Source organism: Sphingobacterium sp. SGG-5 (assembly GCF_011043525.1).
Taxonomy (GTDB): Bacteria; Bacteroidota; Bacteroidia; order Sphingobacteriales; family Sphingobacteriaceae; genus Sphingobacterium.
The window spans coordinates 271,215-292,471 of the sequence record NZ_JAAKGO010000006.1 but is presented as its reverse complement, the minus strand read 5'-3'; the positions used below and the strand labels follow the sequence as shown (position 1 = coordinate 292,471).

At 46.9% G+C, this 21,257-nt stretch carries 19 protein-coding genes; 5 read left to right on the top strand and 14 right to left on the bottom strand.

The features are described from left to right. Positions 1–51: 51 nt before the first annotated feature. Genes rplP through rplC form a run of 8 tightly spaced genes read right to left on the bottom strand, consistent with a single transcriptional unit; the run spans position 52 to position 4,412 of the window. The gene (rplP, locus tag G5B30_RS11505; protein ID WP_165320137.1) at positions 52–474 is read right to left on the bottom strand and encodes a 50S ribosomal protein L16; all 423 of its coding nucleotides are present in this window, start codon (positions 472–474) and stop codon (positions 52–54) included. A 60-nt stretch (positions 475–534) separates the two neighbouring features. Next, complete coding sequence (rpsC, locus tag G5B30_RS11500) at positions 535–1,317, bottom strand: 30S ribosomal protein S3 (RefSeq protein ID WP_165320136.1); 783 nt, start codon at positions 1,315–1,317, stop codon at positions 535–537. 13 nt (positions 1,318–1,330) lie between these two features. Further along, on the bottom strand, positions 1,331–1,762 hold the full coding sequence (gene rplV / locus G5B30_RS11495; protein WP_206367093.1) for a 50S ribosomal protein L22: 432 nt from the start codon (positions 1,760–1,762) through the stop codon (positions 1,331–1,333). Positions 1,763–1,768: 6 nt separating this feature from the next. Beyond that, entirely contained in the window at positions 1,769–2,035 is a 267-nt protein-coding gene (rpsS, locus tag G5B30_RS11490) for a 30S ribosomal protein S19 (protein WP_163872563.1), read from the bottom strand. Continuing rightward, positions 2,035–2,862, bottom strand: coding sequence for a 50S ribosomal protein L2 (gene rplB / locus G5B30_RS11485; RefSeq protein WP_165320135.1), 828 nt, complete (start codon positions 2,860–2,862; stop codon positions 2,035–2,037). Before rplB ends, rpsS begins: the two co-directional genes overlap by 1 nt. Before the next feature lie 5 nt (positions 2,863–2,867). Next, the gene (rplW, locus tag G5B30_RS11480) at positions 2,868–3,158 is read right to left on the bottom strand and encodes a 50S ribosomal protein L23 (RefSeq protein ID WP_165320134.1); all 291 of its coding nucleotides are present in this window, start codon (positions 3,156–3,158) and stop codon (positions 2,868–2,870) included. 1 nt (position 3,159) lies between these two features. Beyond that, a complete protein-coding gene (gene rplD, locus G5B30_RS11475) occupies positions 3,160–3,789 on the bottom strand; it encodes a 50S ribosomal protein L4 (protein ID WP_165320133.1) in 630 nt (209 codons plus the stop codon). A 5-nt stretch (positions 3,790–3,794) separates the two neighbouring features. Then, positions 3,795–4,412, bottom strand: a complete 618-nt coding sequence (rplC, locus tag G5B30_RS11470) for a 50S ribosomal protein L3 (RefSeq protein ID WP_165320132.1) — start codon at positions 4,410–4,412, stop codon at positions 3,795–3,797. A gap of 168 nt (positions 4,413–4,580) precedes the next feature. Between rplC and G5B30_RS11465 the strand changes: the two genes are divergently transcribed. The 5 genes from G5B30_RS11465 to G5B30_RS11445 all read left to right on the top strand — a co-directional run bounded on the left by G5B30_RS11465 (position 4,581) and on the right by G5B30_RS11445 (position 9,463). Then, positions 4,581–5,540, top strand: coding sequence for a helix-turn-helix transcriptional regulator (locus tag G5B30_RS11465; protein WP_165320131.1), 960 nt, complete (start codon positions 4,581–4,583; stop codon positions 5,538–5,540). Between the two features lie 113 nt (positions 5,541–5,653). Next, positions 5,654–5,791: a hypothetical protein gene (locus G5B30_RS11460; protein ID WP_165320130.1), complete on the top strand. Its 138-nt coding sequence runs from the start codon at positions 5,654–5,656 to the stop codon at positions 5,789–5,791. Between the two features lie 345 nt (positions 5,792–6,136). Then, a complete protein-coding gene (locus tag G5B30_RS11455; protein ID WP_165320129.1) occupies positions 6,137–6,754 on the top strand; it encodes a hypothetical protein in 618 nt (205 codons plus the stop codon). 123 nt (positions 6,755–6,877) lie between these two features. Further along, on the top strand, positions 6,878–7,555 hold the full coding sequence (locus G5B30_RS11450; protein WP_165320128.1) for a hypothetical protein: 678 nt from the start codon (positions 6,878–6,880) through the stop codon (positions 7,553–7,555). Positions 7,556–7,651: 96 nt separating this feature from the next. Next, positions 7,652–9,463 (top strand): M60 family metallopeptidase, encoded by a 1,812-nt coding sequence (locus G5B30_RS11445; protein WP_165320127.1) that lies wholly within the window; start codon positions 7,652–7,654, stop codon positions 9,461–9,463. A gap of 52 nt (positions 9,464–9,515) precedes the next feature. Here G5B30_RS11445 and G5B30_RS11440 read toward each other — a convergent pair whose 3' ends face one another. From G5B30_RS11440 to G5B30_RS11415, 6 genes are all read right to left on the bottom strand, one after another. Beyond that, positions 9,516–10,529, bottom strand: coding sequence for a PorP/SprF family type IX secretion system membrane protein (locus G5B30_RS11440; RefSeq protein ID WP_165320126.1), 1,014 nt, complete (start codon positions 10,527–10,529; stop codon positions 9,516–9,518). 79 nt (positions 10,530–10,608) lie between these two features. Further along, a complete protein-coding gene (locus G5B30_RS11435; protein WP_165320125.1) occupies positions 10,609–15,558 on the bottom strand; it encodes a polysaccharide lyase family 8 super-sandwich domain-containing protein in 4,950 nt (1,649 codons plus the stop codon). A gap of 25 nt (positions 15,559–15,583) precedes the next feature. Then, a complete protein-coding gene (locus G5B30_RS11430; protein ID WP_165320124.1) occupies positions 15,584–16,765 on the bottom strand; it encodes a metallophosphoesterase family protein in 1,182 nt (393 codons plus the stop codon). An 87-nt stretch (positions 16,766–16,852) separates the two neighbouring features. Next, positions 16,853–18,115: a glycoside hydrolase family 88 protein gene (locus G5B30_RS11425; protein WP_165320123.1), complete on the bottom strand. Its 1,263-nt coding sequence runs from the start codon at positions 18,113–18,115 to the stop codon at positions 16,853–16,855. 126 nt (positions 18,116–18,241) lie between these two features. Further along, complete coding sequence (locus G5B30_RS11420) at positions 18,242–19,498, bottom strand: DUF2264 domain-containing protein (RefSeq protein ID WP_240903189.1); 1,257 nt, start codon at positions 19,496–19,498, stop codon at positions 18,242–18,244. A gap of 5 nt (positions 19,499–19,503) precedes the next feature. Next, positions 19,504–21,255, bottom strand: coding sequence for a discoidin domain-containing protein (locus G5B30_RS11415; protein ID WP_165320122.1), 1,752 nt, complete (start codon positions 21,253–21,255; stop codon positions 19,504–19,506). Positions 21,256–21,257 lie beyond the last annotated feature (2 nt).

Sequence of the window (21,257 nt, the reverse complement as noted above, 5' to 3'; positions counted from 1 at the left end):
GCCTTGCGGGTAACGGCCACAAGGCTCGGTATACTGACATTACCAACATTTTTATGCTTCTACGTAATCTCTACGTATAACAAACTTAGTCTGAACCGGCAATTTTTGTGCTGCAAGGCGCAAGGCTTCTTTAGCTACTTCTAAAGGTACCCCTTCCGCTTCAAATAACATACGGCCAGGGCGTACCACAGCAACCCAATATTCTGGGGCTCCTTTACCCTTACCCATACGTACTTCAGCAGGCTTTTTCGTCACCGGTTTGTCCGGGAAGATGCGGATCCATACCTGTCCTTCACGTTTCATAAAACGTGTTACGGCGATACGAGCAGCCTCGATCTGGCGGCTAGTGATCCATGCTTCTTCCATTGATTTGATACCGAAAGAACCAAAGGCCAACTCTGCACCACGTGTAGCGTTACCTTTCATACGGCCTTTCTGCATCTTTCTGAACTTTGTTCTTTTTGGCTGTAACATGTTCGTATTTTGTTTTTAATCCCGATATGATCGGGAACAATTCTCAAATCTTGTTATTAATTAATCTTTCTTTGCACCACGATGACCACCACCACGGTTGGCATTGTCACGACGACCACCACGGCCGCCACGATTGTCACGACGATCGCCGCCGCCTTCGTGTCCGCCACGTGACTTCGTATTGGAAGTCTGTCCGATATTTGGAGACAAATCACGTTTACCGTAAACTTCGCCTTTACATATCCAAACTTTAACACCTATCTTACCATATGTGGTTAACGCTTCCGCCAATGCATAATCGATGTCGGCACGGAAAGTATGCAAAGGAATTCTTCCTTCTTTGTACTGCTCCGTACGTGCCATTTCCGCACCACCTAAACGGCCTGCGCACATGATTTTGATACCTTCAGCACCCATACGCATGGTCGACGCGATAGACGTTTTCATCGCTCGACGGAAAGAAATACGTGCTTCCAATTGCTTAGCGACACCTTCTGCAACCAGCTTAGCATCCAGTTCAGGACGTTTGATCTCGAAGATATTGATTTGAACGTCTTTCTTCGTCAACTTCTTCAACTCTTCCTTGATCTTGTCCACTTCCTGTCCACCTTTACCGATCACAATACCCGGACGGGCTGTATGGATGGTTACCGTGATACGTTTCAAGGTCCGCTCAATAACAACTTTCGCTACACCACCTTTAGCAATACGTACAGAAAGATATTTTCTAATTTTTTCGTCCTCAACTAATTTATCGGAATAGTTCTTTCCGCCGAACCAGTTAGAATCCCATCCTTTGATGATTCCTAACCTGCTACCTATTGGATTTGCTTTTTGTCCCATTCTTACTTATAAATTAGTTGTTAACGTTATTTAAACTATCTACTACCAACGTCACGTGGTTCGAACGCTTGCGGATACGGTATCCACGTCCTTGTGGGGCAGGGCGCAATCTTTTCAATTGACGACCACCACCTACTTGTACTTCTTTAACAAACAAAGCACTATCTTCCAGTGAAGCTCCTTCATTATGAGCCTCCCAGTTTTTGATCGCTGATAATAATAATTTTTCTACGCGAGCTGCAGCCTCTTTACCTGAATGCTTCAGAATATATAAAGCTGTTTCTACCTTTTCGCCACGGATAAGATCCACTACCAAACGCATCTTGCGAGGCGAAGTAGGACAGTTCAATAATTTGGCAGTAGAAGCTCCTCCTACCTGAGCTTTTTCCTGCTCTTTACGCTGCCTGATTAAGACAGACTTTTTGAGTTTTTTTGTTGCTTCCATTACCTATTATTTTTTCTTTTCTGCGTGGCCTCTGAATGTACGCGTAGGCGCAAACTCACCAAGCTTGTGACCAACCATATTCTCTGTTACATAAACGGGGATAAATTTATTCCCATTGTGCACTGCGAAGGTATGGCCAACAAAATCAGGTGAAATCATTGATCTGCGAGACCATGTCTTAATAACCGACTTTTTATTGGTTTCATTCTGAGAAAGAACTTTTCTTTCTAAGTTGTGATCGATATAAGGACCTTTTTTAATTGAACGAGCCATTATTTTTTCCTTCTTTCAATGATGTAACGATTCGATATTTTTTTCTTTTCACGTGTTTTAAAGCCTTTAGCTAACACACCTGTACGTGAACGCGGGTGACCTCCCGAAGTACGGCCTTCCCCACCACCCATAGGGTGATCGACCGGGTTCATCGCTACACCACGTACACGTGGTCGACGACCCAAGTGGCGTTTACGACCTGCTTTACCTAATACCTGGTTCGCTTTCTCTGCATTCGATACCGAACCGATAGTCGCTACACAAGTCAACAGGATCATCCGTGTTTCACCGGAAGGTAGCTTAATAATAGCATACTTACCATCACGTGCAGATAACTGCGCATAGGTACCGGCTGAACGAGCGATAGAACCGCCTTGACCAGGATTGAGCTCAATATTGTGAATAATAGAACCCAATGGAATATTTGCCAAAGGCAACGTATTACCTACTTCAGGAGCAACGTGATCACCAGCTACCACCGTCTGACCTACTGTCAAGCCGGCAGGCGCGATGATATAACGTTTCTCACCGTCAGCATAATGCAATAATGCAATACGTGCAGTACGGTTTGGATCATATTCAATCGTTGCTACTTTTGCGGGGACATCTTTTTTATCGCGTTTGAAATCTATTAATCGGTATACTTTCTTATGTCCTCCACCGATATAACGCATAGTCATTTTACCGGACTTATTACGACCACCTGATTTCTTGTTAATGCCTACGACTAATGATTTCTCAGGAACGTTAGTTGTAACGTCTGAATAGTCAGCACCTACTCTAAAACGAGTACCAGGGGTTACCGGTTTGAATCTTTTAACTGCCATTTTTATTATATAACACTGTAAAAGTCAATAGTTTCACCGTCTTTAATCGTGATGACGGCTTTCTTATACTTAGGAGCCCGGCCAGATACAAAACCAGCTTTTGTATAACGGCTTTTCGCTTTACCGGCTACTACCGCAGTATTCACTGCAAGTACCGTTACACCGAACATCTCTTCTACAGCTTGTTTGATCTGAATCTTGTTTGCTCTATGATCTACTTTGAAAGCGTAACGGTTCAATTTTTCCGTCAACAATGAAGCTTTCTCAGTCAGGATAGGTTTTTTGATAATTTCCATATTACTTAGCGAATGCTTCCTCCAAAGTTTTAACAGAATCTGCGGTCAACAAAAGCTTCGTTGCATTCAACACATCGTATGTGTTCAAATCTGAAGCTGCGATAACTTTTGCTTTCTTTAAATTTCTGCTTGATAAATAAACATTGTTATTGTAAGCTGGTAAAACCAATAGGGTTTTTTCATCAGCTACATTTAAGGCGTTTACAAAAGCGACATAGTTCTTAGTTTTGACCGTATCGAAGTTGACTTCGTCCAATACCAAAACATTATTTTCCTGTGCTTTGTAGCTCAATGCCGATTTACGGGCTAATTGCTTCAATTTCTTATTCAATTTGAAGCTGTAGTCACGCGGCTGAGGACCAAATACACGACCACCACCGTTGAACAATGGAGATTTGATAGAGCCCGCACGAGCACCACCAGTACCTTTTTGTTTGTGCAATTTACGTGTAGATCCGGCGATCTCATTACGTTGTTTTGATTTGTGTGTACCTTGGCGTTGGTTCGCTAAGTATTGTTTCACATCCAAATAAATCGCATGGTCGTTAGGCTTCACACCAAATACCGCTTCAGGCAGCTGCACCTTGGCACCTGTTTCTTTTCCTGACAAATTTAATACGTTAACTTCCATCTCTACTATTTGTCTACGATTACAAATGAACCTTTAGCTCCGGGAATGGAACCACTCACAACGATAAGGTTTTGCTCAGGGTAGATCTTCAAAACCTGTAGGTTCTGAACTTTTACTCTGTCACCACCTGTACGACCTGCCATGCGCTTTCCTTTGAATACGCGTGACGGCCAAGAAGCAGCACCCAATGAACCGGGAGCACGTAGCCTGTTGTGCTGACCGTGAGTCGCACCACCTACACCACCAAATCCATGACGCTTCATAACACCTTGAAAACCTTTTCCTTTGGAAGTACCGACCACGTCTACATACTCGCCTTCCTCAAAGATGGTCACATCTACAGTGTCTCCTAGTTGTTTCTCGTCTTCAAAATACTTGAACTCAACTAGTTTACGCTTAGGACTAGTCCCTGCTTTCGCAAAGTGTCCTTTTAAAGGAGCTGTCGTGTTCTTTTCTTTGGCCTCATCATAGCCAAGCTGAACAGCGGAATAGCCATCCTTTTCTACCGTACGTATCTGCGTAACCACGCACGGCCCAGCCTCGATTACTGTGCAAGGGATATTCTTCCCTTCAGTGTTGAACAGGCTGGTCATTCCTACTTTTTTACCAATAATTCCTGACATGTTATAAATTAAATTAATTAAAGTCCATCGAAGCAGTAGGGCTTCGCTCAAGACATACTCTCCCCAATAAGGGATTGCAAAGGTAAAAATATTTTTATAAGTATCAAACAGTAAGCAGATTATTTTTTTAAGGACCCCATTTTTATTATATTGCCCGTACAGCCAACAATGAACATGAGTAAAACCGGTTTTGTACAATTTTCAGATGATGATGCTACATATAATAATGACAAACCCTTCGATGGCTATTTAGCTTTTCTTCCCGAAACAGATCTATCCTACCGCTATTTCAGTGGAAAAGACTTCTGCTGGTTTGAATTTAAAGATACCCAGCTGACCACCGATTTATCGATGCAGGTTACGGCTCAAGGAAGCTATCTCTGGCTCCTCATCAATATGCGTACGGGAGTTTCGGTGACATTGGACAACCTGCAATTAGTCCCCACAGATCAACTGCTGTGCTACCAAACACAGACGAACAATCATAAAATCTTCTTACCCAACAAAAGCACATGGTTTATGCTATTGGGCATAGAGGGACACATGCTACAAGAGCTCACAGCAGAGTACACGCAGCTGAAATCATTGTTGGACACCACAACGAACAACAGTATGTATCATATCATTGGTACGGTGGCCCTAAAAGTCAAAGTCAAACGCGTACTGGAAAGCCTGCATCAGATTAAGTTTCGGCCATTCAGTACCTACTACCAGCTGGCAAACTGGAACACCCGCTTTTTTCAACATGTATTCCAGGAAATAGAAGCTCATTCTGTGGAAAAGACAGACCATGAAATCGAGCTCTATTATAAGGCCCTTGATTACATCCGAGAAAATTTCTACGATGATCGTACAAATACCGAAACTGTTGCCAAAGCCTTATACGTGAGCGAAAGCACATTAAAAAGATCATTCCAGGACAAAGCCCTATCGGTCACCGAACAAATTATCGAGTTTCGGCTTCAGGAAGCCAGGGAACTCATCCGCACATCGGACACCTCCATCTCAACCATAGCAGCTTCTTTAAACTTCGCCTGTCCGAAAAACTTCAAACGTCTTTTTACCAAACGTTTTAAGACCAGCCCACTGCAATACCGCGACAGCATGCAACTAAAACGCCTGTTTTAAGACACGTTTACATCCTTAAGTATATACCGCTACCCGATTCCTGCATACAGTTGCCTCATACGTCCTATATTTTAGACGAAACCACATCTACTCTGACTCAATCCACCATACCGATGAGCCTTCCTGTGATACGGATGTCCGATCCCAACAGTGTGTTGTCCCAACCGTATGCACGGAAGACGCAGCACATAGTGCGGCTGGATCAACCTACAGTACAGATGTCTCCGCATATATCACGCACCATTCAATAGGTATCAATGCTGGCTCAACCGTATGATATGCTGCTCCAAAAGTCATATGGAATACCTCATCTTACTGTACCGATGCCTCAAAACACATCACTGATGGGTCAACAGTAATGTATTTTGGCTCATCAGTGATGCATAACCGTGAGTCTCCACTCACCAAAAAATAAGCCTTCATGAGCTGTAAACACCGGTTTTGGGTCAAAAATCGAGACAGGGGGGCTATTTGGGTCACAAAAAAACGGAGTTGCACGCAAAATTGACCCAAATAGCCCCCCTCGTAGGAAAGCCCCCTCCTTATATTTGAGGCGTTAATTCATTTTTTTATAAACAATTTAAATTTTATCTATTATGGCAAAGCCAGTACTAACATCAAAAACGGGTACCGAAGCAAAGTTGGTTCAGTACGCCTCCAACGTGGTTAAAAAAGTAACGGAAAATGCACCGCTATTCCCGGACGCCACAGAGAAAGTAACGCTATTGGAAACAGCACTCGCAGATTACACAGCTTCCCTATCGGAAGCCGCTTTTAGAGACATGCGCCAGGTGGTCATCAAAAACCAGCAGGCGACCGTCGTAAAAGAACTACTCTACGACCTGTCCCTACATGTCGAGTCTGTCGCCAAAGGGGATCCCAATATCCTGTTGGCTGCGGGTTTTATACCCAGCAAAGAACACACAGAAAGCATAGGGATATCGCCCAAGGCTAATGACCTGCGTGCAGTGGTCACCCACCCGGGTACAAATACGATACAGCTGCGCGTCAACACTTGGCGTCCGGCGAGATTCTACCAATTTGAATTCCGCAAGGCAGATAGTCTCAACGAGTGGACGAAGGTGCTCAGCACCAAATCGAGAATAGCCATTTCCGATCTGGACTACCTGCAGGAATACGAGTTCCGGGTAACCTATCTCGGCAGTATTCCGACACCCAACTACAGCGACCCCGTACGTTGTGTAGTGGTCTGACACTTTCTAAACTATCTCGGGGGACGGCGCCTCGAGATAGTTTATTTACATTTACAAACTCATACACATATAAACTTGACAATTACCGTTGTTTTTTTGTATGTTTAAAACCTATATTCTAACATGAAGACGATCACAATAGACCATCCACTCCGCACGATCAGCTATCAATTGCGCGACAATAACTTTATGACAAAACATGAGCCTCTTGCTTTGGACAAGTACCGACTGGCTCATGATCAGGTCTGGCGCATGAAACGCTTATTCGAACAAGAAAAAGGCGAAGTTCAGCTTGCCCTTATAGACCTTCACAAATTGGATGCAGAGCGAGAAGAGCTAAACGAGATGCTTGGCTTTTATAAGGAGCAGGTCGACCTCTCCAGCGAAAACCTACATCTTGAAATGGACGTCAAGTTTCAGGTCGAAGTGCGAAGTTTCTTTAACGATGTCAATGAACAACATCGGAAGGTGATACGGTTTTATGATGTTATCGGCGAGCGCGATACGGAGTATATCACGATCACAGACACCTACTGCCGGGGAGAAAAACCTATTGACCCCTTACATTTCAAAGTCCTTGATTCGGTCTTCGAACATCATAGCGATATGCAGGTCGATGTCGCTTCCCTCGACAAGGACCTCCAGCAGTTCCTCGCCGTACTTCAAGACACCTACCTCCTGCTGGACACCTACATTCAATACTATAACAAGTTGTATAAAGCCTACGGCAATGTCTTACATAAGACAGCGCAGCTAACAAAGGATGCACAGGTATTACAACGGGTGTGGGGGGATAATTAGGAATTATTCTGAATTTCAAGCAACCGTTTGCATTCCAAAAACACTTTCTATCTCGGATGGATTTATCTAAATTCATGATGAATCAATATATCGACAATGAAAAAATTATTTTTGATCAGCCTGTTCATTCCCGGCTGCTTTCTGGCTTTCTCTCAAAGCAAAAACGACCTGAAACGATTTGGCCGTGAAGATCTGACCACATTAGACAGCAAGACCTCGGCAAAAAAAATTTCCACCATACAAGATTCGGTACTAAAAGAAGTAGCCACAGCTATATATCAGCACAATTACCCCCTATCCCAACGTTATAAATCATATACAAATTACTTAGATCCCAAGCTGCTCTCCGCACGACAAAAAACAACCGCCTATTCGCAGTTTGAAAACCCAACCGGCATCTATTTCCCCGCCGGCGAAGAGGCACTAATCTGGGTGGGCCGCACTTCGGGGCAACAGATCGCATTGGTGGTGGCCAACTGGGACGATGAGCATTTCAAAAAAAATACCTACCCTCTTTCCCCCGGCTTGAACCGATTTACGATCACCAACAAAGGGAATAGTTATATTCAGTATTTTACAGCAGATAACAAAGAACATCCAGATATCGATGTACACATCCTTTCCGGAAAGATCAATGGCGTATTTGACATTGCGAAGGACGACAATGCCGCCTATCAACAGGTACTCGCTCACACCTACGGCCCGGTCGTCGATCTGGTGGGCAAAAAGGTACATCTCGCCTATGCCGTAGAATCCTTAAAGAAAGAAAATCCCAAAAAAGGTGTAGAGCTCATGCAACTCTACGACTCCATCATCCACATACAACATGAAATGATGGGATTGGTCAAATATCACCGGGAGCCGAAGAACCATATGTTCGGGCGCGTGATCTGGAAAGGCTTTATGCACGCCGACGGTATGGGTGCCGCATTCCACAACAACACCATGAAAAATGTAGCTAATATCCCCCTTCTCCGCAAAAACTCCTGGGGAGTAGCACATGAGTTCGGACATGTCAACCAAGTACGCCCCAATATGAAGTGGGTGGGTACGACAGAAGTCACCAACAACATATATTCGGTCTGGACACAATATGTATATAACCCCAACCATCCGAAACTTGAGCGCGAACAACTGAAGGATTATGACGAACGCACTATAGGTGGCCGCATCACCGCCTATATGGAATCCGCTTTTGTACACCATCAACCCTGGCTCACACAGGCCGGCCCCGATCGCTGGAAACGTGAGCGCCCTCGGGATTGGGGTGGCGACCACTTTGTCAAGCTGGTACCTTTATGGCAGTTACAGCTCTATTTTGCTGTGGCTGGTGAAGGTAACGAATGGGGCAACAGGGATTTTTATGGAGATATTTTTATCAAGGCTATAGACAACCCCGTGATTAAGGCCGAACAGAACAGCTATTACCAACTGGAGTTTGTCAAAAATGCCTGTGATGTTGCTCAACTCGATCTCACCGATTTCTTTGCATACTCCGGTATTTTGGCGCCTATCGACCTGATCGTAGATGATTATACCGTAGGTCGAATGAAAATCACCGCCGATGATATCCGGCAGGTCAAATCCTACGCATCAAAATATCCAAAGCCCAGTACACCGGTGCTGCATTATCTCACCGCAAATAGTGTAGATATATACAAAAATCAGGCGACTATTTCCGGAACGAAAGATATTGGTTTCGAAAAACAGGGAGATAAAATCATCGTGGACAACAGCATGTGGAAAAACGCGGTAGCTTTCGAGACGTATGCCGGAGACCGACTGATCAAGGTTGCTTTTCGGGGAGCGGGTTCAGCCGATGTGAAAACCACAACCGTACGGACACCGAGAGGAACGACCGCTGTAAAGGCCGTGGGATGGGACGGAAAGAGGATAGATGTTTTGTGAAAGATAGATACCGCGTATGTTATGCCGTGCATAACATACGCGGTATCTATCTTTAGAAATACTGACCTGCCAACGGATGTTGGCCTTTTCCGAAGGAAACGCCCAAAGTCACTCCATGGACACCGCTTTTCGCACCGCTCGTCCTATTGCCCAACTGATGATCGTAGGAATATCCTATTCTGAACTTTTGGTTTACGGCAAACAATAAGATCGCATTCAATGAGCGTGACCGCTTGATTACCGTGTTCGACGTAGCAACGTTATCAGGTTGTGTAAACCAGTACGCTTTTGTACGGTACCCTATTCCTGTCCACAATTTATCACCGAATATCAATACCGTATTCACATCCAATGTCGTGGGTCGCTCAAAATCCTCTTGGATCAAAGCACTGGACCGCATCACGACATCGCTGGCCAATCGTACCAATGCTCCTCCCATCAGATAACTCTGCGGATTACGTGAAGTATTTCCAAGAGAATTTTGCACAAACTCACGGCCTTCCTCACTTTTCGCCCTATTGAACAGATCTTGTACAGACAGGCCCACAAACCAGTGTGGATTATGATAATAGACCCCCAGACGTAAATCGGGCTGCATAGTCGTCTGTTTATCAGTAGGCACAAGCGCATCGTCCTGTTCGACAGAAGAAAATTTATCACCATTCAGGCCGTATTGCGTGATTCCGGCCGCCAAACCCAGACTCAGGCGCTCGTCGCCATCTGCACTCAATTTCAGCCGAAGAGCATAGTTTGCATACGCACTGAGCACACTCTCCGCACCAAACCGATCGTTAGTCACCTGTAGACCGACACCATGCTTCTTTTCCACCGGATCCAATACCCCATCTACCGCCAATGAGCTGGCAAACGGTGTACCTTCCCATCCTGACCATTGACTACTCACGCCTAGCTGTCCGTACCACTGTTCTTTATAGCCCGTATAAGCCGGGTTGACCGACATGCTGTTCAATATATACTGTGTAGAAGGCTCCTGCTGCCCATAGACATCCGCAGTCATCCATAGTGCACAAAATAGTATAACTATATTTCTTTGTATCATTTTCATTTCAGATCAATTGTATAATTGCCGTCCGAAAAGAATAATCTCTAACGGAGACCATTCTTTTCGGACAGTCTCAGTACCATTAATAACGTTTTATCGTAACATATCCCCTTATAGTTTTCGTCTCTTGACCACTGATGGCTTTGACAAGGTACAGATAGGTACCACTATCCAATCCTTTCCCATCCCAATGATTGTCATACATCGCATTCGTATACAGGCGATCCCCATCTTTACTCAAGATGGTCAGTTCCACACGATCGTACGCTTCGAGACCGACGATATGAAAATATTGATTTTTTACATCTCCGTTTGGTGTGAAGATATTCGGTACAAACAATTCGTTAGTCCCTCTCACTTCGATGGTCGCAATCGCCTGCGAGCAGTTGCTTGGGTTCATCACCTCACAGACCAGATACGGATAGCTATACACGCCCATTCGCAAGCCTGTAGGCACAGTGATTACACCAGTATTGTCCATACGCAACCTACTCTCGTTGGATTCCAACGGCTGGAGTACATACTCCCCTGTCACCAGTGCGGCTCCACCCAGCTTATCGTTTTCCAAGACACTTGCTGTCCTAAACACGTCGGACGAGAGGTCCACCACAAAATGGTCTGCCCTGATGTCCAGATCCGCCCCTTCCACCAGGATAGTCGCTGTTGTCCACATACAGTTTTCAGTCGATGATCCATCTTCACACAACTGGTATTTGATCTCATAGCGACCTGCCGGAGTACGAGCACCGACAACGATATCGCCCGATTCGGTATTCAATACGGGCACCTGGCCTCCGCGGATAGGCACTGCCGGAACAAGTATCGCCAGCGTCGTACCTACAGCTGGGATCGGCCCACCATTGAACGTATCGTTGTCCAAGACATTGTATGTTCCTCCTGTATAGCCACTGATCGATCCTGTAACGTCTGCTACAGCCTGCAATACGTTGCGCACCACAACCTGTACGTGTGCCATCTCACAGCCAAGATCGCCCTCTCCATTCAGACAGATAGTATAGTCAAAATCATAGTTACCGCTCGGTATACCCAGCATAGCCGTGATCACGCCCGTCATGCTGTTCAGTTGCAGTCCCTCCGGAATATTGTCACTGCTCAGCGTGAAAGTACCGGCAGTCGTCCCGAGAGTTACCGCATGTTCATTGTGCGTATCGTTGGCCAATACACTTGCCGTAGATGCGCCCACACCGATAGGTGTACTGCTGAAATCGTCGTCGAGTACGACCACCCGTTGGTCGAACACTTTGAGATTGACAGCTACGGTTGCACAATTGGCAGGCGAGGCTCCGTTTTCACACACCGTGTAGTGGGCGGTATACAGTCCATTCACGGCATTGGCTCCTGCGGAGATGGTTCCGGTAGCGGGATTCAGACTGAGTCCGGCCGGCAGATCGGTACTGCTCACGGTCACGGTGCCGGGTACTGTACCGACTATGAGAGCATTGCCATTGTATGTATCATTCTCGAGGATACTGGGCGATGGTGTTCCGGTGGTGATGGAGATTGCCCTAAAATCATCCGGCTCGACGGCCAACTCGTTGAGTATTCTAACCTTGACAGTCGCAGTCAGGCAATTGTCCGGATTTCCGTTTGCACACAGGTTATAGTCAAAAGTATAGGTACCGCTTGCGGCGTCAGCCTTGGCACCGACGATACCCGTAGAAGTATTCAGCGTCAGCGTTGCCGGTATATTGGTACTGCTCAACGCGTACTCTCCGGGCTGCGAACCGATGATGGCGAGCGAACCGTCCACAAAATCGTTGGCTGTCACGCTGGGTGTACTTTCGCCGGCACGTATAGGTCTCTCTGTATAATCATCGTTGATAGAAGCGCGGATCCGGATATACTCCGAATAAGTCGTCGCTCCCGTATTGTCCACGATCCGCAGTTGATAATACCGTTCATTGTTCGTCGGATTATCATCCAAAAAACTATAGTTATTGGCCGTGGCCTGATTAAGGGCAGGTTTCTGACCGATGGATATCGGCATCATACCTTCTTCTTTGACCCATACCTCTATCCTGTTCACATTGACCTCATTCGTCGTCTGCCATTGCAGCTTGACGGTCTCGCCCTGCCGCTGTCCCGTGAAGCTCACGATATCCAATGGCATGGTCTGTTCCTCTTCGAGGTAAGCCACCACCGATTTTCCCGCTTGGGCTGCCGTAGTCGGCAGATTGACGGTCACTTCTTTGGTACCGTTGAAACCCGGCCAGGTGACCTTCACCGTCACTTGTGTCAGTTCTTTTGTCGGATCCGAGACATGCAGCCGTAGCTTGCCGCTTTTGATCGGCTGCACCATCAACAGACAGGGGCTGCTCACCTGTATATTCACGGTATCGCTGGTGAATTGAGCTGCCGCATCATGGAAAACAAACCCATGCAACCCCAAGCGCTTGTGCTTGACAGCCTGAAGGGTCTTCTCATTTTTCAATATACGGATATTGTCTTTCGCTTTATAGTTTTGCATCTGGACTGCTTCCCGGATATTTGGCACGACGATATATGCATATTTAGCATCGCTGTCAGCCTGCAATACACCATGTTTCATCCACAGGGTAAACACATCCTCCGTCTGCACAGCAGTAGACTGTCCGCTGCTGATGTCCGACCACTTGCCGCTCTGTGGCTGTGCGGTGAGTCCCAGCTGTCCGCCCTCGGGCAGCATATAGCCTATATTGCCCTGTACGACCCAGTCCAGATTGTTGTCATAGTCCAGACTTGTCGTATTGCCGCTGTAGGTCTTGACCGTGCCCCCTTCGGAGGTAATCACATCCGTCTGCAATAAGCTTTGGTTCAGCGTGGTCACGACTTCCTCCGAAACATTGTTCGTCGTAAAGATGCCTGCTCCGAGGCAGACGATCTCATCCTCAAAAAAGAAATAGGATTTCTTTGCCCGGGTATAGCTTTCGACCATATCGTATACGCTGACACCGTGTGTCGTATCCGACACCCCACCGACGAATTCCGTACCACCCGCTGTGCCCCATTGTGCGGGCTTGGGTATAGACGAATTTTTGCGGGTGGTGGTACCCGGTATCATGGTCCAGTTCCAGACCGGAAAGATATTGTAATACTCCGTACCGGTCACTGTGATCGAGGTCACGCCATCTGCCAGGAAGAATCCCTTGACATTCTCTCCGTTACCGTTTTCGTTGCGCAGAGTCCTGGTGGATACCGTACGCAGTTCAAAGGTATACTCCGGTCGGGTCTGCAGGGTATAGTCCGCCCTGTAAAAATGCGTATGTTGCGGCTCCACTCCATATCCGGCCGGCTGGCTCTTGTTCAACCGAGCCATCGCTGCATCCCAGGTCGACGTATAAGCAGGCTCCACCACCTTCATTCTCTTCAGCATAGTACCGAATCCCGACTGACTGATACCGCCGGACCGGGCCACGCCACGTCCCAGGGCATTGAACATAAAATTCTGTCCCCGTATAACCCGCAGGTATGCCTGGCGCAAAAAGGCCCCCAGGTTATCCAGATTAGCGTTTCCTTCCGCGTAGGGCGTACCCACTGTATACAAGGAGACCTTGGTCGCCACATTGACAATATCCCAACCGTAGCCACCGATATAGAGCTGCATACCGTGCTGCAGGTATGAGTAGTCGGGTTGCAAACCTTCACCGGTGACAAACGCTAAGGGCAAAAACACCTGCTGTACCCCTTTGTCCACGACCGCCTGATCCTCGGTCAGGCAGCCTCGGTATATCCAATGCATCGCAATATTCATCTTGTTGGCTCCCGTGCCCTGCGAACCGCCCTGATCCGGCGCACCACCCTTGCTCGCCATACGGCCGAGCGTGCCGATCTCTACTGCAAACGGAATCTTCTTCTTCCCGTTGCGCATCAATACCAAAGTTTCACCTATGCGCTGCGGATAGGCGATCTGATCATAAAACCAGTTGCTATGATCGGGATTTTTGTCATACCACCACTGTATACCGTTGACGATAGCTGTATATAGCTCATCATTGCCATAGAGCGAACTCTGATCATTGGTATAGGCCAAGGCCATGGTCTTCAACCGATCCAGATGTGCAGTAGGTACATCGCCTGTATAACTCAGTCCCGGCCACGAGCCGTCTGCATTCATGTCATCCAGGTAGCCCTGTGCGCTTGAGCTGATGGTATTCCAATTTCCTGCTTCCTCGTACAGTACCGTACGGATATTTTCCATGATCTCATCGTATACAGTAGGTACAAAATCCCCCGGCACGGTAAAGGGCTGTTCAGCGTCCTGAGTAATCACAATCCGTGGTACATAAGCCGGATTTCCATTCTCCCTACTATGGAAGTAAATGGACCAGTTTGATCCTGTAGCAGGAGATGAGGTCACAACAAGAGATAGCAATTTTCTGAAATCGTTGAAGTAGTCTTGTCGTAATGCCTCCGTGATATCCCAAGTCGCAGGACTACCGGAAACGACTACGTTGTTATTATCTAATGGAATAGAACTCCCGTATACCTTTCCTCCTATTTCACTGGCCACATCAGCATAGCTGGCATAATTGCTCCAGGTAACACCCATCTCCTCCCAAATATCTACTTTGGAGTAAGCTACCACAAACGGTGTGTTCTTAAAATCATTTGCTTTGGCGCTAGTCATCGCATCAGAGCCACTGGCAAACAACTGCAACTCTGCTTTGACGATACGTCCTTTACTTTCGTCGATATCGGATAGATCAAACTTCAATACGGAAGTTCGATTATAAGTAGGACTAGTTGTACTTGTACGCTTAATCTGCAACATTTCCCTGGCTCCATAATTACTTCCTGCACTAGCGGCATTTCCAATTAAGTACGCGTCAGCAATAACCGGTATCGTCAGCGTCTCCACAGGCGCGGCTTTCGTGGTAACAGCCGTGAGCAGGATCGGTTTCCCTTCCGTCCCATAGCTTGGTTCGGGCGATAGCCCGGGGACCTTCCATTCCGATACGCCCGGTATTCCACCGAACAACAGTGCAGCAGACAATAATACCGCCGCAACTAAGATTGATTTTACACTTTTCATATCAGGTTAACTCTATGTTTTTAGATTATCTTACAAACGTCCTTTCCATCGTCACTTCTCCCGTACTGTTCACGGTCTTCACATGTACCCCTTTTGCGGAGACTGTATAGAGGGACATGCTGTCGTTGTCATTGATGAGGATCGGAAAATTGTTGACATTTTTATTCTTTTCGATCAGTTGGAACCGGTGCGTATGCCCCGAGATCATCAGGTCTATCTTCTCTTTGTTCAGGATAGGCAAATACAGTTTGTACACCATATCCGGACCATGTACGCTCACCCTTGTGCTCGTACCGTCATCCTTGATCGGCGGGATATGCGCCATCACGATCCGATGCTTTGCCGCTTTGAATGCTTTTGTTTTGACCACTTGTTTCAGCCACTCTGCCTGCTCTTTGCGGTAATCTTCAAAAGCTGTCAGTCCCGAATAGTCGTGGTGCGAATCGGGCTTGTCCTCTCCGGTATCCAATAGGATAAAAAATGTATCCCCCAGAGAGTAGACACCGTAAAAATGTTTGTCTGGACGCTGTATATACCGGTCGTACGTGCGCGAGAGAGATCCTCGCGTATCGTGGTTGCCGCGGATCAGCACAAAGGGAATTTCCTTGGCAAACTTATCAACAGAGACATCGATAAAACTGCTGTAGGGCTGCCCCTCCCGGCTGAAATGGCTGAGGATATCCCCCAATAAAAACACCATATCCGCCTGATCTACGGCAGTATGCGACAGCAGTCGTTCGTATTTCTTGGCATCGTCGTGGATATCGCTTGTCGTCACAAATGTACAGCCCGCAGCCTTCGGGTTCACAGTCTTAAAGCTATACCAGTCCGTGCGTATCGTGTCCGTATACACATTGCGGGACAGCCTGAACTGCTTGATCCGCGTCGAGAACAAGCGGTACTCATACCGTGTATCGGGCTTTAATCCCTTCAATGCAATAGCATTCAAAGTATTGTTGGCCTGTATCAAGCCATCATCTATCGTTACATGCCGTGTGATCGTCCCGTCGTTGGGCTCACGCAATTCTATGCTCGAAAAACCTTTTTCAGAAGTCGTAAAATAGACCGTTACCCGCTCATCGGTCAGCCCCTGCAGGTAGGGGCCGTGATCAAAACGATACGGGCCTACCTCTTTTTGGGCCAGAGCCAACATCGGCCAGACCATGCAGACCATGAGAAATGCTTTATAGTTTTTTTGTAGTACCATTCCTTTTATGAATTATGAATGACGAATTATGAATTATGAATTACTTTGATGTTGAATTCGTAATTCATAATTTTCAATTCGTAATTCCTAAACGACTTTCTCTCCGTTCAACAATCTCCGATAGCGGATCAACGCTTCTACATAGTAATAGTCCGCATAAGTCAAGGGTACATCCACTTCTGTCTTGTGCGGTACCGAGCCTACGCTGTGCTTGAGGATATATCCACCCACTTCCTTATAGGCAGCTTTGTACGGCGCTTTCGACAAGGATTGCAGCATGATCTCCGCTTTCGAAAGATAATTTTGGCTTTCCTTGCCTTTGGTATACTGTGCCAGTTCGATCAGTGCCGAAGCCATTACAGATGCCGCTGATACATCCTTCAGATCTTTTTGCTTATAATATTTACTATCCGGTGTCAATTTATTCTGGTCCATATCCCAATAGGGTACCAGATCTGCCGGAAGATTCGGATGATTCAGGTAATACTTCGCAATTCCTTTGGCTTGCTCAAGATATTTTTTGTCTCCTGTCTCACGGTACATCATCGTATAGCCGTACAATGCCCAGGCTTGTCCCCGTGACCAGCCCGACTCATCAAATGCTCCTTGTGCCGTTTTCCTGGCGATCACTTCTCCTGTCTTTTTGTCGTAGTCGACAACATGGTAGGAGCTGTAGTCTTTACGGAAGTGATGGGTCATAGTTGTATTGGCGTGCGTTATCGCGATATCCATATACTTCTTGTTGCCCGTCATCTTGGACACCTCTGCCAAAAACTCCAGATTCATCATGTTGTCGATGATGACCGGATAGGCCCAAGGCTTGCCATCCCAGTCCTTTCCGCCGTCCCACGAACGGATGGCCTTCGTGGCATCCTTATACCGGGTGGACAAGGACTCTGCTCCTGTTGTCAATATCGGTACATACTTCGCCGAATCACCCGTGAGCCGCAAGGCATTGCCGAAACTGCAATACAGCATGAAACCCAAGTCATGCGTGCCTTTGTTATTTTTTTCTTTTTCCAACTCATGCAATTTGCGGTTGGCCTCCGCCAGCAACGCAGGGTCTTTGGAAAATTCGTAAAGGTACAGCACCGTACCGGGATAAAAGCCCGAACACCACCAGCTGCTTCCCCAATTGATATACCTGCCTTTGGAAAAAGTCGTCGGCATATCCTTTTCTTGTATAGATGATGCCAAGTATTTGATCTGTTGGGTAGCATCCTCCAGCTGCTGTTCAACAAATCCCTTATCCAGAGATAAATGGAAGCTCTTAGCCGGCTTCTGGCTTGCACATGACGTAAGCCCGATAAAAAAAGTAAAAAGCGTTAAAACGTAAATGGTTTTCAGCATGATATTGTTTAGTATGAAACTGTTAATTTGTAAAAGGGTAAAATTGTTAAATCGTTAATTTGCTAAATTGTAAATAAGCGGCTTAAGCTTGTCAAATTCGTAATTCGTAATTCGTAATTCGTAATTCTAATAATTCACATAATAATCTTTCGGAAAGGGTTCCCCTTCCCATATTTTCTGACTAGTCCATTGTTGCGGAACACATGTCCAAAATTCATCTGCAGCGGGCAGGCCCAACGGCAGAAAAGACAACGACGCAACATACATGGAACCAGCGTTCGTATAATAATCCGCCAGATTCGTCTGTCGGTCACCGACAACCCCCATGGTCAGCCATCCCGACTTGCCGAATGTCTTTTCGACATAGATATGGTGGAGTACGGCCGTAAGCGCTGCCCTGGCCTGCCCCCTGCTGATGTCCTTGGGCAACTTGTTGTCCAGGATCACCGCCGCCAAGGGTTGGAAAGCCGCATTCCTGTACGTAGAGGATCGACCTACCACCAAAGGATACCCTTGTGGCGATATCATCCGCTCCAAGTGATGGGCATAGCGCTGCATACGTTTGTACGCCCGGTCGTACATCTCTTCGTATTTAGCGTTGGCGGACAGATTATGCTTTAGCGCCTCTGTCTGCATACAATGGATCACATAGCCATTGTAATGATCAAAACTGAACCGCGCGCCGTCACTGTACCATCCGTCTCCTACATACCACTCCTGATCAAATTTATGCACCGCGTAGTCAATTTTTTGCCGTACCGGTTCCTCACCGATGCTATACAAGAATGTTTCGGTCATGGCCGCAAACAACAGCCAGTTGCTTTCGTTGGGCCGTATCTTGCGCAATAGCTTAAACTCTTCAATGACCCGCTCCTTCGTCCGATCGGACAGGGGTTGCCACAAGGCTTGCGGTGCACGCAGGAAAGCCTGCGCCAGATGTGCCGCATCTACCAAAGTCTGCGACGAAGGACCTCTCCAGGTGAAATAATCCGGAGATGCGGGGTCTACACCATATTGTATGCCCAACAAGGCCTGTTCTCTGAATTTCTGCCGGAGCTTGCCTTCTTCCGACCCGTCATCGGGCAGGGCCAGCCAGGGAGCCATTCCCGCCAGCAGACGTCCGAAGGCTTCAAGATAGCCTACACCCGGATCACGCTTATCAAAAGTAGGGCTCACCTCCATCGGCATGTTCCTACGCAAGGTCTGTTTGCTGATATTGTCCAGTATCGGCGTAGCGATGCGGCTCAGCACAGACACCCAGTAGGCGCGATCGCCTATAGGCTTCGTCTCCGTACGATGGCTATCCGAAGCCAAAGCATCGACAGCGACTCCTCCCAGACCAAATAGGGTTCCTAATTTGATAATATCTCTTCTGTTCATCATCTTAATTATTCTCTTCCGTACACATAAAATTCGGCTAAACGAACTACAGCATCGTTACTGGCACTACGGTCTCCGGCTGTAATATAAACCCGTATATACCTTGCCAACAGTGGCTCATCGAGATAATGATGTGTTCGGGCATTCGCTCCTGCATTTGTCCTCGTCATCGTCTGTCCATCATGGAATGTCACTCCATCAAAGCTATACTGTATGGTAAATGTTCCCGGTCCGTCCTGTACACCATTCGTATGGTTAACAAAACTAATCCCGGTCACATATTTGACTTCCAGCATATCTACCTGAATGTAATGAGGAAACACGTTACTAGGTTTTCCCAATGCATCAATATCGCTACGTCCCCATTCGTTCACCCAGCCATTGTCTACATTTGTAGCTCCAAAAAGTCCATCCAAAAGCCTGTCTGCAGTATAACGAACACCAGCACCTGAAATTCTGAATGAACTGGAGGTTGCTCCCCATCCTGTTCTATTGAGTTCTATATTGGTCGGACTAAGAGGGGCATCGCTTATCGTAGAACTAATCGTTCTGTTCAATGTTCCGATATCATCCGTAATCTCTACATCAATACTTGACCCCGCCATCACACGGTGCAAAGGCACCGAATACTTTATAGTATTGGCAGGGACAGTAAAGGTTTCTTCCTGATCACTTCCGGTTTTGTCCTTATAGGTCACTTTCACATCTACGGGTATAGATGCAGGATTTTTGACCCTTAGTGCTCCCAAATTGAATCCATACGAACTCACCGTCACGCCCTCACTCACCGTCTCTTTCACGCCCTTGTCTACAGTTACGGCTACCGTCTTATTATCAGACTCTTCGTCGGCTTCCGTATTGGTGAATTTGGCGACAATATTCATCGCACCTTCCGGCAGGTTGACGAGGGTATAAGCACCATCTTCTGCCGTGCTTTCGTAGGTTGCCGTCTTGGTCTGTCCGCTGACCACATAGGATAGATCCAATCGCAAATCTGCCTGCTGTGGATTTACCCAGGTCAAAAATGCCCGTCCAAATCCCGTAGCAGCTTCCAACGTGGAAAGCGCATAATCTTCTACCGACAGACCCGCATTGATGGTCAGTTGTTTCACCTCCGAAGCATACTCACGTACCGGATCCTTGACCTGTACATCAAAAGCAACATCCGCATTGGGTAGATTACGAATAGCAAGGGTATCGCGCAGCTTGGCACTCAACTTGGATGCCGATTTGGTCTGTCCGCCTTCCTCATACTTCACCACTACCTCCACTTCACGATCGGTTACATTTTCCCAATGCACATACACGACACCAAACTCACCATACCCCTCCAGTGTGGCAAAAGGATAATCCGTCAGCGCGGCGTACGGGGTCGCTTTTTTGACCACTGTCCGGGAAGTTACCCCGTCTGCCGTCACATAGGTGATCTTAAACTCATACTCCCGCAGGCTGAGGTTCTCTATCGTGACGACCTGATCAAAATCAGTCACTTCGATCGTCTTCACCTGGTTATCGTCTCCCATATATGTGATGATACTTTTCACAGCCCGATCGGGTTGTACTTCGGGATACTGAATCTCTATCGAATGATAGAAGGCAGAATACACCTCCACTTCACTCGGTCTCAAAGGCGGGCGTGTGGGCAGTATTTCCAGATTGTCGGACGTCTCCTCCGGCAAGATCAATACCTTCTCTGTACAGGCATACCATGTACTGAACGTAAACAGTACCAGCAATATGTTGCAAATTCTCTTCTTCATGA

Bases quoted from the DNA above. Each gene is read 5' to 3' on its own strand.
- rplW (WP_165320134.1), bottom strand. From the start codon at position 3,158: ATGGAAATTATCAAAAAACCTATCCTGACTGAGAAAGCTTCATTGTTG.
- G5B30_RS11415 (WP_165320122.1), bottom strand. From the start codon at position 21,255: ATGAAGAAGAGAATTTGCAACATATTGCTGGTACTGTTTACGTTCAGT.
- G5B30_RS11430 (WP_165320124.1), bottom strand. From the start codon at position 16,765: ATGGTACTACAAAAAAACTATAAAGCATTTCTCATGGTCTGCATGGTC.
- G5B30_RS11435 (WP_165320125.1), bottom strand. From the start codon at position 15,558: ATGAAAAGTGTAAAATCAATCTTAGTTGCGGCGGTATTATTGTCTGCT.
- G5B30_RS11455 (WP_165320129.1), top strand. From the start codon at position 6,137: ATGGCAAAGCCAGTACTAACATCAAAAACGGGTACCGAAGCAAAGTTG.
- G5B30_RS11425 (WP_165320123.1), bottom strand. From the start codon at position 18,115: ATGCTGAAAACCATTTACGTTTTAACGCTTTTTACTTTTTTTATCGGG.
- rplC (WP_165320132.1), bottom strand. From the start codon at position 4,412: ATGTCAGGAATTATTGGTAAAAAAGTAGGAATGACCAGCCTGTTCAAC.
- rplP (WP_165320137.1), bottom strand. From the start codon at position 474: ATGTTACAGCCAAAAAGAACAAAGTTCAGAAAGATGCAGAAAGGCCGT.
- rplV (WP_206367093.1), bottom strand. From the start codon at position 1,762: ATGGAAGCAACAAAAAAACTCAAAAAGTCTGTCTTAATCAGGCAGCGT.
- G5B30_RS11420 (WP_240903189.1), bottom strand. From the start codon at position 19,498: ATGATGAACAGAAGAGATATTATCAAATTAGGAACCCTATTTGGTCTG.
- rpsC (WP_165320136.1), bottom strand. From the start codon at position 1,317: ATGGGACAAAAAGCAAATCCAATAGGTAGCAGGTTAGGAATCATCAAA.
- rplB (WP_165320135.1), bottom strand. From the start codon at position 2,862: ATGGCAGTTAAAAGATTCAAACCGGTAACCCCTGGTACTCGTTTTAGA.
- G5B30_RS11465 (WP_165320131.1), top strand. From the start codon at position 4,581: ATGAACATGAGTAAAACCGGTTTTGTACAATTTTCAGATGATGATGCT.
- G5B30_RS11460 (WP_165320130.1), top strand. From the start codon at position 5,654: ATGAGCCTTCCTGTGATACGGATGTCCGATCCCAACAGTGTGTTGTCC.
- G5B30_RS11445 (WP_165320127.1), top strand. From the start codon at position 7,652: ATGAAAAAATTATTTTTGATCAGCCTGTTCATTCCCGGCTGCTTTCTG.
- G5B30_RS11450 (WP_165320128.1), top strand. From the start codon at position 6,878: ATGAAGACGATCACAATAGACCATCCACTCCGCACGATCAGCTATCAA.
- G5B30_RS11440 (WP_165320126.1), bottom strand. From the start codon at position 10,529: ATGAAAATGATACAAAGAAATATAGTTATACTATTTTGTGCACTATGG.
- rplD (WP_165320133.1), bottom strand. From the start codon at position 3,789: ATGGAAGTTAACGTATTAAATTTGTCAGGAAAAGAAACAGGTGCCAAG.
- rpsS (WP_163872563.1), bottom strand. From the start codon at position 2,035: ATGGCTCGTTCAATTAAAAAAGGTCCTTATATCGATCACAACTTAGAA.